The organism is bacterium (assembly GCA_040757115.1).
Lineage (GTDB): Bacteria > UBA9089 > CG2-30-40-21 > CG2-30-40-21 > SBAY01 > JBFLXS01.
This window is the reverse complement of sequence record JBFLYA010000030.1, coordinates 1-11,132: the sequence shown is the minus strand read 5'-3', so window position 1 is coordinate 11,132 and position 11,132 is coordinate 1. Positions and strand designations below refer to the sequence as shown.

Here is an 11,132-nt window from a genome sequence, read left to right as displayed (position 1 = left end):
CGACCCTACTCCCTACCCGACCCTACTCCCTACCTTATCTTTTAATATCTGCTCAATCTCTTCTATTTTTTTCATCTGCTCCCTCCTCGGGCGTGCCGCTTAACGATAAAGTTCAGGTGCGGCGGGGAGAATTACCACAAAAGTTTGATAGCAAGATAAAACTTTGAGAGACCACAAAACTTTGACCACGGCAGAGTCCCCCGCCGTCAACTGCAATGCAGGGTTAGACAAAAGCTTTGATTCGCTGTCTTTTCCTTTTCCTCTGCCTCACCGAATTATTGTGCATTCCACATTCATGGTTTGCCCTTCATATCTCCCCATTTGGGATGTTATCCAGAAACCAGATAACACCCAAATTCATAAGCAAAACATCATCAAAATCAGATTTAAGTCTACTTTAAGATGCGGTTTAGAACAGAAACAGAATAATTACAAATGGTATCATCTACTCTAACAATTGTTAAACCGTGTTCCATTGCTTGACAAATCAGCATACGATCAAATGGGTCATGGTGAATTTTAGCAAGATTAGCAAGTTGAGACACACTGGCTTCATCCAGAGATAAACTATCTATTTGGTGTTTTTGGCGTTGGATTGGTAAATAGACATTTGGTGGTTGAGGCAAGGAAAGTTTACCTATCTGGTATTTAACGATCGCTTCCCATAGCGACACAACACTCAAGTAGACTTCGTTATTAGGATCACGAATGGTATCTCGCATACCTTCTGGTAATCGTTTGTCCCCGCTAATGAACCAGAGAAAGATATGGGTATCCAAAAGTAGTTTCATTGTCCTTCAAACTCCTGAATGATACTTTCTGGCAATGGAGCATCAAAGTCATTTGGCACAATAAATTCTCCACTGCATAATCCAAAGGGTCGTAGCCGTTTAGAAGTCGAAGTAACAGGTTTGAATTCTGCCAGAGGTTTACCTTCCTTCATAATAACAACTGTCTCTCCAACTTCTACACACGGAAGATAAACCGATATATCTTGTTTTATTTCATCTACACTAACCTGAACCATTTGAAATCAACCTCCCAATATTTTTGTTAGCGGCTCTTATCCTTCACCGATTTTTTCACTTCTTCGCCGTTTTTTCTCTTTCTTTCTTCTATCCTGCCCAACTATCTCATTTCAGTAAACTTATAAGAACTATTCAGTTTTCAAGGATTGAACCCCGGTAGAGACCTTTATGTTTTTTCTCCCGTCCATTCATCAGATTGGATACTTTGTCAATCTTGGATGTTCCTCTGTATGTTTTCTAACGATAAAGTTCAGGTGCGGCGGGGAGAATTACCACAAAAGTTTGATAGCAAGATAAAACTTTGAGAGACCACAAAACTTTGACCACGGCACAGTCCCCCGCCGTCAACTGTAACGAATTGTTAGGCATATACTAATCGACCTTTAGGTTGTGGAATTAATCGCCCTAATTCTTTTGCAGTCTCAATCCACTCCTGAATAATAATCTCAGCGTTTGAAATGGCTCTTTGATATGTCTCGCCATCTGCCATACAACCCGGCAATTCAGGTACCTCAGCAATAAATGCCTCATCTTCCTCGCTCCAATAGACAATTATTTCATATTTATCCAACATCTTCTTCCTCCAAATTCAATTTATATTTAAGGATGAGATTACGAACTTGCTTTACCTGATACGGTTTAGACTTTGATCCTTTGGGTTGCAAATTCAGTATTTCTTCAATACCATCTTTTGTAAAAATATGATGGTCACCCTTGATTCGTTCATCAAAGCCAAATTTTTTCAACAAGTGACATAGCTCTGAAAAATGGATATTAGCATCAGATGTCCCTCGTAGAATTTTTATCATTAATTCTTCATATTTATCCATTTTAATTTCTCGTTTTGTATGTTTGTATGATAATCAGCATTATGTAGAGTAGCACTTTCATAGAGCCTAACGATAGAGCTCACCTGCTGCGGGGCGGATTACCACCAAACTTTGTAAACAAGATAAAAGCTTGAGATACCACAAAACTCTAATTACGGCACAGCCCTCGCAGTCAGGTGCAGCGCCGGGTTAGCCTGCACCATTGTTTTGCAAGAACTTACTTGCCAGTTTGTGAGTTTGCTCAATGCGCTTGTTTGCAATGTCCCATCGCTGCAATTCGATTCTTACTAACTCCTTGTGCTTTTTGCTTATATCACGCAAAGCATTCCCAACAGACTTCCGTACATATTCACTCTCATCGTTTCGAAGCTGGCTCAACAACTGAATGGCAACTTCTGGATGGTCATGAAAGTAAGGGCGTCCTGTCCATATTCTCAGCCCTTCTGTGACTGCCCGTCGCACGTTAGGTTGGGAATCTGCCAACCATTCCTTGATGACAGGGAGTGCTTGTTCATAGCCAACGTCAGCACAGTACCTGTCAAAGGCTTTTGCCAGAATCTCCTGCACACGCCAATCATTGTCTCCGCTGACACGCCGTTTCAGAAAATCGAGGCTTTCGTTCGAGTTGGCCGCCAATCGGCCCAAAATGAAGGTTGCCAGTGAGCGTGCTTGGTATATCTCTGAAGCGAATAGCTGCTTGACAATGCAAAGGCTCTCTTTGGCAGCGTGCCCAGCTACTACTTCATCTGCTGCTTTTTGAATGTCCAAAAACCCATGTTGTGTCTTTTGGACTCGTTGAGTGAGTGTCTGTATCGTATTCATTTTGTCTGAATCGCTCGCTCCTTGTTATATGCGGGCTAACGACGCGATGAGCTGCAAAAATGTCGGCATAACTTGTTATGCCGCATTTTTGTCAGCTCCATTGCATGGGTTAAGCGGCCCGCCCACCGGGCGTGCCGCTTAACCTTAGATTATACTGCCTATTAGCAGTTTTATATTACTGCATTATTAAGTTGGGTTATTTATAGAGTAGCATAAATAAAATATTCTGTCAAGAAAAAATTTTAATATCAAAATTAGAAAATACTGAAAAATAACATCCTTAGATTATACTGCCTATTAGCGGTTTTTATTTTACTGCATTATAAATTTTTTCGACCTGTGCAGGTAGAAAATTAAGGAAGCAGATTTTTAATAGTAAGCGGGTGGATTTAGTAAGCGGATTTAACGGATTTAGCGGAAAAAGAAATAAAAAAAATCCGCTCAATCCGTTTAATCCGCTTACAATAAAAAATGTAATCTGTTTAATCAATTATCCTTTTATTTCTAATTGCACAGGTGGAAACTTATTTACGGCTGTGGACTACGATTGATGGAATGTATTCGTTTGCGGGTTAAGGATATTGATTTTGCTCGGAATCAAGTGATTGTGCGAGATGGAAAAGGAATGAAGGATAGAGTAACTATGCTACCGGAAAGTTTAAAACCATTGCTATCAGAACATCTAAAACGGGTTAAGGCATTGCATGAACAAGACCTCAAGAATGGTGTTGGAGAGGTACATCTGCCTTTTGCGTTAGAGCGGAAATATCCTAATGCAGGTAAAGAATGGGGTTGGCAATATGTTTTCCCATCAAAGAAGATATCTAAAGACCCGCGTAGTGACAAGATGCATCGGCATCATGTCAATGAAAGTGGGCTGCAAAGAGCAATCTATAGTGCTGCTCGTGCCGTTGGTCTTTCAAAACCAGTCAGCCCTCATACATTTCGACATAGCTTTGCTACACACCTGCTGGAGAAAGGATATGATATTCGCACCGTGCAAGAATTACTCGGTCATAAGGATGTATCCACGACCATGATTTATACACATGTTATCAATAAGGGTGGGATGGGAGTACAAAGTCCACTGGATATGTTAAACTGATTCCTTAAACTGTGGATATTGTTGGAAACCCTATGTAACGCTCTCAACTTAAACCGTCTAACCTGTCAAAAGAACTGAATAGATACATATCTTGTATCCTGTATCAATTAAACAAATAATGCCTCTGTTTTAGCCAGTATTTGGTTGTCTTTATAATGCATCAATTGGATAGCCTTAGCCGGGCATTCTGAGGCGCATATCCCACAACCCTGGCATTTAGCCGCTTCGATTTCTGCAGCGCCTTTTTCGTTAATAAACGGCACATCATACGGACACATACGGATACAGGTTAGACAGACAACGCATTTATTTGCGTCAATAACCGAAACAACTCCACCTACATCTAAGTGGTCTTTTGCCAGGATAGTAGCCGCTCGACCAGCGGCGGCTTGTGACTGGGCGATGGACTCTTCAATCAGCTTGGGTGAATGTGCCAGCCCACACAAAAACATACCCTCTGAAGCAAAATCTACTGGCCGAAGTTTCATATGCGCTTCAAGGAAAAATCGCTCGGCATTCAATGTTACCTTCAACAATGGAGATAAACTTTCATTTCCTGGGTCTGAAAGAATAGCCGGTGCCAGCACCACCAAATCCGGATTCAAAACCAATTTCTCTCCCATTATCGGGTCAACAACTTCTACTTCCAGGGGATTTCGGATTTCTGACTCAAAATCGGGGCTCGGGGCTCGGGACTCGGGGCTCGGGGCTCGGGGCTCGGGGCTCGGGGCTCGGGGCTCGGGGCTCGGGAAAATAGGCTGATGGCTAATGGCTGAAAATTCAGGTATAGTGCCTCGTGTCTCCTCTCCTTCTCCGTTTCCCCCTTTCTCATCTGTCCTCTGTCTTCTGACCTTTGGTTTTGCATCTTCTTCGTATCGAATAAAGATTACTCCCGCCTCTCGTGCCTGGCGATAGTAATCTTCACGGAACCCGTAAGTCCTTATGTCTCGATAGAGAATATAAATCTGTGTTTTGGGACTTATCTCTTTGATTTTCAAGGCATTTTTTATCGCCTGACTACAACATACCCGACTGCAATACGGTCGTTCACTGGTGCGAGAACCAACACATTGAATCATAACGATGGTCTTCGGGACTCGGGACTCGGGGCTCGGGGCTCGGGATTCGGGATTCGCTAACCTCTTTTCTAATTCAAGTTGTGTGATTACTCTTTCGTCCTCGCCGTATAAATATTCTGTTGGTTGGTGTTCTACACCACCTGTGGCTACAATCACCACGCCGTGTTCAATAGTCATTTCGGATTTCGGATTTCGGATTTCAGATTTAAAATGCCCGACATGTCCTGAGAACTTCGTTATTTCACTCGACAGGTGGATTTTAATCGACTTATGCGCGGTAACCTTTTCTATCACAGATTTAAGATACACTTGTGGGTTATCGCCTTCTAAGGTGAAATAGAGATGTCTTGCATTTCCACCAAGCTCAGCTTCTCTTTCAACAAGTTCAACCTCAAATCCTTGCTCGGCTAATGAGAGGGCAGATACCATTCCAGATACTCCACCACCAATGACCAATCCTTTGCGGGTGATGTCCATCGGGATTAAGTATAGTGGTTCAAGTAACGATGCACGAGCAACAGCCATTGCTATCAGTTTTTTGGCTTTCTCAGTCGCCCCTTCATAGTTTGAACTATGCACCCAACTGCATTGGTCACGGATATTAGCCATCTCAAATAAATATTTATTTAAACCTGCTGTCCGAATTGTATCTTGAAATAGCCTTTCATGGGTTCGTGGGGTGCAGGAGGCAACCACCACCCGATTTAAATTATGTTCTTTGATTTTATCGCGAATTAAAGCTTGTGAATCCTGAGAGCAGACATATATCTTTTCCTCTACACAAACTACATTAGGCAGAGTTTTAGCCTGTTCAACGACTGCTGGCACATTAACTACTCCAGCAATATTTATCCCACATCGACAGACAAAAACACCAATTCTGGGCAGCAGTCCGCTGACATCTATCTCTGGCGGATATTCTTTCTTAGCCATCAGGCTACCACGGACATCCGCAAGTAATTCGCCTACACATCCAGCCGCCCCAGATGCCTGCATAACCGTTTCTGGAATATCCTTTGGTTCACTAACCGCACCACAGACATAGATGCCTTCACGAGAAGTAGCCATTGGTGTCCAGGTAGAGGTGGCACAAAATTGATACTGATTTAGCTCTACACCAAGATTCTTTGATAGTTCATAAGTTTTAGCAGAAGGTTTTAAACCTACAGACAGCACCACCATCTCAAATTCTTCTTCCACTAACTCATTGGCGGAGTTTAGATAGCGAATGATTAGGTCTTTAGTCACTGGATGTTCTTTGACGGTTGAGACCATACATCGCACATACTTGACTCCATATTGTTCTTTTGCCCGTTCATAGTATGAATCAAATCCTTTACCATAAGCCCGCACATCTATGAAGAATATAGTTGGTTCAAGTGCTGGGGAATGTTCTTTAGCAATGATAGCCTCTTTCGTAGCATACATACAGCAAACTGAAGAACAGTATCTATGTTCTTCATCGCGAGAGCCTACACATTGTATCCAGGCTACCTTTTTTGGTTCATTGCCATCTGATGGTCTCTGCACATGTCCAGTAGTAGGTCCTGAGGCAGACAGGTATCGTTCAAATTCCAGGCTGGTAATGACATTTGGGTAATAGCCATAGCCGTATTCTTCACGCACCTGTGGTGAAATAGTTTCAAAACCTGGCGCCAGAATAATCGCTCCAACCTCTATCTTTTGGGTGAACTCTACCTCTTGATGGTTTATTGCCTTTGCCTGACAGACTTGTTCGCATTCATAGCATTCCGAGCAGATACCGCAGGAAAGACATCTTTGTGCCTCAGCCCTTGCCTGCTCCTCTGTAAATCCCAACTCAACCTCGTTAAAATTAGCAGTCCTTTTTTCGATACTTAGAGTCGACATCCTCTGGCGAGCTGTTTTCTTAACCTTATCAAGTGGGACTTCTTTAACTACAGAAGCAGATGTTTTTTTTCTATCTACCTTAAGGTCTTGACCTTGCAAGTATCTTGAAATAGACTCAGCCGCTATATGCCCAGCGGCAATAGCATCAACCACAAAGGCTGGTCCCGTGACTACATCTCCACCAGCAAAAACACCTTCCTGATTAGTAGCGAGGGTTTCGGGGTCAACTTCAATTGTTCCCCACTTAGTTGCTTTTACCTGGTTTTTTACTAATTCAAGGTCAGAGGTTTGCCCTATAGCCGGGATAATATTATCAATCTCTATGACAAATTCAGAATCAGGGATTGGCACTGGCCGTCTTCTTCCGGATTCATCTGGTTCACCCAGTCCCATTTTAATACATTCCACAGCCACGACCTTACCATCCTTACCGATAATCTTAGTTGGGTTAGTGAGAAAATGAATCTTAATCCCTTCTTCCTCTGCGGCAATAATTTCATGTGGGTCTGCTGGCATTTCATTGCGGGAGCGTCGATAAATAATGCTAACCTCTCGGACACCCAACCGCACTGCTACTCTGGCGGCATCTATAGCCACATTGCCACCACCAACTATGGCTACTTTATTTCCCAGATTAACCTTCTGCCCAAGATTTATATCACGCAGAAAATCTACTCCTGACAGGACACCATCTAATTCTTCTCCTGGCACACCCATTTTTTTATTGATATGAGCACCAACGGCAATTAATATTGCTTCAAAACCCTCTGTTTTAAGTTGGTCAAGGGATTCTACCGGGGTATTAAGCCTGAGTTCTACACCAGCTGAGAGAATAGCGTCGATTTCTGCCTGAATTATCTTAGATGGTAATCGATAGTCTGGTATTCCAACCCGCATCATACCACCAGCCACTGGCAGTTTTTCAAATACCGTTACCTGGTAACCAGCCAATGTTAGGTCATAAGCCGCAGTCAAGCCTGCTGGACCTGAGCCGATAATAGCCACTTTACTCGGGACTCGGGACTCGGGACTCGGGACTCGGGAAAAAATAAATTCTGTCCTCTGTCCTCTAACCTCTGACTCATAATCAACCACAAAACGCTTCAAACTGGCGATAGCAATTGGTTCATCTACTTTACCACGCATACATTCTGTTTCACAGGGATGGTTACAAACCCTGCCGCAAATGCCAGGAAATGGATTTTTTTGACGGATTAAGTTAAGGGCTTCCTGGTATTTACCTTGAGCAATCAGGGCAACATATCCCTGCACACTGATACCTACAGGACATTTTGCCTTACAGGGAGAAGTCCCTCTTTTATCAATAGCAAAGGCACCTGGAACAGCCTGAGCATAGAGTTTATAGATTGCCTTTCTATTGCTCATTCCCATATTAAATTCATCTGGCATCTCTACCGGACATTTTTTGGCACAATCACCACAGCCGGTGCATTTTGATGTATCTACATATCTGGGTTTTCTACGGACTTCAACCTTGAAATTACCCGGTTGTCCTTCCAGACCAACAACCTCTGATGTTGTCAAAAGTTCGATATTTAGATTTCCAGCCACATCTACCAGCCGTGGCGCCATAATACACATCGAGCAATCATTGGTCGGGAAGGTTTTATCCAGTTGAGACATCTTGCCACCAATGGCAGGTTTATCTTCGACCAGATAGACTTTAAAGCCGGCATCTGCCAGATCAAGTGATGCCTGCATCCCACCAATACCACCACCAATAACTAATACAGAACCTATTTTATCCATTTTTCTTCTCCTGAAAATAGCTGTAAGAATAGAACACGGATGACCCGGATTAAACGGATGAGCACGGATTTTTTATTTTTTAGTAATCGGATTGAGCGGATTAATCGGATTTCTTTTCTGTTTTTTATCTGCTCAATCCGCTAAATCCGCTTACTACTTATTTTCATCCTCCTTTCTGTCCATCCCTGTGGACATGAGCGTTTCTTCTGAAAATAAAAATAATCTGTCGGTAGCAAACTTATTCCCCCTTAATAATCGCTTTGTGTTCACTCCCTGTGGACATAACCTTCTTTTTGAACAATGGATAAACTCTCCAATCCTTAAACTCAAAGAAATAGGAATCAGGAGATGCTATTTCCTCCTTAAACTCAAATAGTATCTCTGTTGGCCATAGGTTATCCATTTTTGTCATAGTGGCGTTAAATCCATCCCATTCTATTTTCTCGCCTTTAGTAAAAGACCTGCCAAGTAGGAAGAATTGAGCAACAGGATTATCAAGAAAACTACCTTTGTTTAAACCAATAAGTAGGATATGTTTATTAATCACCTTCAGGTATGAATCGCATCCTGGTCCAAAGTTAGGAGACATAGTCAGAACATAAGCAGAGATGGTTGGATTGTTATACTCCAGCCTGAATCCCTGGGAGGTACTTAAACAAGCCAATGGAGAAAGGTTTATAAAATACAAATGGCTATTATCTGGTAGAGTTGGGTAATACTTCTTTACATCTTTAACTACCTTTTCCACGGTGGATGACCCAAGTTTATATCTTGCTCCCTTTATGATGTTGAAAGAACTATATCCAATTAAAAGTATGATTAATAATCCGATTCCAACCTTCTTAAATCCTGGAGAAGAAGTAATCTTCAGGATAAAGAGGGCGGCTATAATTGAAAACCCTAAGGATGGAATGTAAAGGTATCTTTCAAATGGAAGAATGATTAAAACAGGAAGTAGAGAGATAAGTATCCAGAGGTAAGAGAATCGAAAATCTCGTCTCCCTTTTAGGCTCCTGAAGATAAGGAGAATGAGCAATAAGACAATAAGAAAGATGAGATAAAGGACTATTTTTGGCTTTCCTAAAAATGGTATTACTATCATAGGCGAGAGTCCAAGCACAAGTCCAGTAAGATAAGAAAATAGATTTCTGATGAGGCAATAGATAAATTCTGGTTGAGCAAGGCTATAAAAATAGGTGTCAGGCATTTTACACACATTGCCAAAGACGGCAAACCGAATGAGAAGATAGACAACGAGCAAACCAAAGAAAGGAATGTATGTCTTAAGATGCTTCTCTTTATTCAAGGCCATATCGTAGATTATCATCACTAATGGTAAAGTAATTGTCATTTCTTTTGCCGATAAAGATAAGATAAATGTTATCAACGAACCAATAAGCCAAATTTTTTTATCTGCCTGGCGATACTTTATAAAACAGAAGAATGAGGTAAAATAGAAGAAACCACAGATAAGGTCGCACCTTCCTGAGACCCAGAAGACCGCCTCTGCCTGACAGGGATGGATGGTGAACAAAAGAGAACCAAGCAGGCTTACCCTTCTATTTTGAGAGATAAAATCTATAATAAAAAAGACAATGATAGAAGTAAAAATATGCACCAAAAGATTTAAGAGATGAAAACCAAAGGGATTCATTCCCCATAGAGAGTAGTCGATAGCAAAGGAGAAAGCAATGAGTGGTCTAAGGAATTGAGCAACTGTATCCTTTGGAACCCACCAGAGGCCGCTGTCTCTGGCAGTGAATACCCAGGAATGGACTATACTTTGCCAATTGCTCCAATCTGTATTCTTCGCCTTTTCAATAAACATAAAGTCATCAGCGAAGAGGTAGGAGGTTAACCCAATGCTGTAGATAATGATAACCGCTGATAAGATTAGAAGGAAACAATAAACTTTTTTTGATAGTATGCGTTCTATAATCTGGTTCATTTAAACCCCTTCCAGATAGATATTAATCCAGGTTATGTCAAATCTCCTTTAATCAACCTTTGGTAAAGGTATCTCACCGCATATTATTTTTTCTACTACTTCTTTGGTCTGACAGACAAATTTTTTTTGCCTGAGTAAGTTGAGCATTTGCTTCCTCATAGGTAAATTCAACATAATCGCTATAATCGGAGGCTTCTCTATCCCGTTTAGCACCAGCAATAATAGTACTGCTTTCCTCAGGCATAATTTTAGTTTTCACCCAGTCACGATTAAAAAGCGAAATTACCCCAGAGTGTTTTGGGCTATCCAATCCTAATAAAGCCAAAAGTGCCCTTGCTGAAGTAAAGATAGCATAGTAAGAACGCCCTATGGAATCTCCATATCTGCTTTTGATAGACGGTAACGGGATAAATCAATCTTCTCCTGCTCTATACTCATAAGGCAATAGATTCCTTTCTTATGTTTTGAACAAAGAGTGTATTAAACTGTTGATTCTTTTGATATTCTGCCTGGGTATAAATAACCGGCGAGATATTGCAATCATACTCAAGGTTAACCCAACTTCGCCGTTTAAAAAAATAAGTCTTGTATTATCAACAACTTACAGAGCAGAGAGGTTGAGTTTTGGCACTACAGTATGAATCCCCACAAAATGATTTGACTGTTTTCCCTGGTTGATAA

The 11,132-nt window shown here is 41.5% G+C and carries 9 protein-coding genes; 1 reads left to right on the top strand and 8 read right to left on the bottom strand.

All coding sequences use genetic code 11. The annotated features are described in order from the left end of the window. Positions 1-392 precede the first annotated feature (392 nt). The 5 genes from AB1422_03955 to AB1422_03935 all read right to left on the bottom strand — a co-directional run bounded on the left by AB1422_03955 (position 393) and on the right by AB1422_03935 (position 2,680). Positions 393-791 (bottom strand): type II toxin-antitoxin system VapC family toxin, encoded by a 399-nt coding sequence (locus AB1422_03955; GenBank protein ID MEW6618491.1) that lies wholly within the window; start codon positions 789-791, stop codon positions 393-395. Further along, entirely contained in the window at positions 788-1,027 is a 240-nt protein-coding gene (locus AB1422_03950; GenBank protein MEW6618490.1) for a type II toxin-antitoxin system Phd/YefM family antitoxin, read from the bottom strand. Before AB1422_03950 ends, AB1422_03955 begins: the two co-directional genes overlap by 4 nt. Positions 1,028-1,389: 362 nt before the next feature. Next, a complete protein-coding gene (locus AB1422_03945) occupies positions 1,390-1,602 on the bottom strand; it encodes a type II toxin-antitoxin system HicB family antitoxin (GenBank protein ID MEW6618489.1) in 213 nt (70 codons plus the stop codon). Beyond that, positions 1,592-1,858 carry a type II toxin-antitoxin system HicA family toxin gene (locus AB1422_03940; protein MEW6618488.1) on the bottom strand — a complete coding sequence of 89 codons (267 nt, stop codon included), beginning with the start codon at positions 1,856-1,858 and terminating at the stop codon, positions 1,592-1,594. The genes AB1422_03945 and AB1422_03940 overlap by 11 nt, the downstream gene beginning before the upstream one ends. Before the next feature lie 189 nt (positions 1,859-2,047). Beyond that, positions 2,048-2,680 (bottom strand): HEAT repeat domain-containing protein, encoded by a 633-nt coding sequence (locus AB1422_03935; protein ID MEW6618487.1) that lies wholly within the window; start codon positions 2,678-2,680, stop codon positions 2,048-2,050. A 508-nt stretch (positions 2,681-3,188) separates the two neighbouring features. Here AB1422_03935 and AB1422_03930 point away from each other — a divergent pair. Beyond that, a complete protein-coding gene (locus AB1422_03930; GenBank protein MEW6618486.1) occupies positions 3,189-3,785 on the top strand; it encodes an integron integrase in 597 nt (198 codons plus the stop codon). Positions 3,786-3,892: 107 nt separating this feature from the next. Here AB1422_03930 and AB1422_03925 read toward each other — a convergent pair whose 3' ends face one another. From AB1422_03925 to AB1422_03915, 3 genes are all read right to left on the bottom strand, one after another. Then, a complete protein-coding gene (locus AB1422_03925) occupies positions 3,893-8,503 on the bottom strand; it encodes an NAD(P)-binding protein (GenBank protein ID MEW6618485.1) in 4,611 nt (1,536 codons plus the stop codon). Between the two features lie 238 nt (positions 8,504-8,741). After that, entirely contained in the window at positions 8,742-10,451 is a 1,710-nt protein-coding gene (locus AB1422_03920) for a glycosyltransferase family 39 protein (protein MEW6618484.1), read from the bottom strand. A 73-nt stretch (positions 10,452-10,524) separates the two neighbouring features. Continuing rightward, positions 10,525-10,845 carry a HEPN domain-containing protein gene (locus AB1422_03915; GenBank protein MEW6618483.1) on the bottom strand — a complete coding sequence of 107 codons (321 nt, stop codon included), beginning with the start codon at positions 10,843-10,845 and terminating at the stop codon, positions 10,525-10,527. Positions 10,846-11,132: the final 287 nt, after the last annotated feature.

Excerpts from the sequence above, each read along its gene's own strand:
- AB1422_03955 (MEW6618491.1), bottom strand. The coding sequence starts at position 791 with ATGAAACTACTTTTGGATACCCATATCTTTCTCTGGTTCATTAGCGGG.
- AB1422_03950 (MEW6618490.1), bottom strand. The coding sequence starts at position 1,027 with ATGGTTCAGGTTAGTGTAGATGAAATAAAACAAGATATATCGGTTTAT.
- AB1422_03945 (MEW6618489.1), bottom strand. The coding sequence starts at position 1,602 with ATGTTGGATAAATATGAAATAATTGTCTATTGGAGCGAGGAAGATGAG.
- AB1422_03940 (MEW6618488.1), bottom strand. The coding sequence starts at position 1,858 with ATGGATAAATATGAAGAATTAATGATAAAAATTCTACGAGGGACATCT.
- AB1422_03935 (MEW6618487.1), bottom strand. The coding sequence starts at position 2,680 with ATGAATACGATACAGACACTCACTCAACGAGTCCAAAAGACACAACAT.
- AB1422_03925 (MEW6618485.1), bottom strand. The coding sequence starts at position 8,503 with ATGGATAAAATAGGTTCTGTATTAGTTATTGGTGGTGGTATTGGTGGG.
- AB1422_03920 (MEW6618484.1), bottom strand. The coding sequence starts at position 10,451 with ATGAACCAGATTATAGAACGCATACTATCAAAAAAAGTTTATTGTTTC.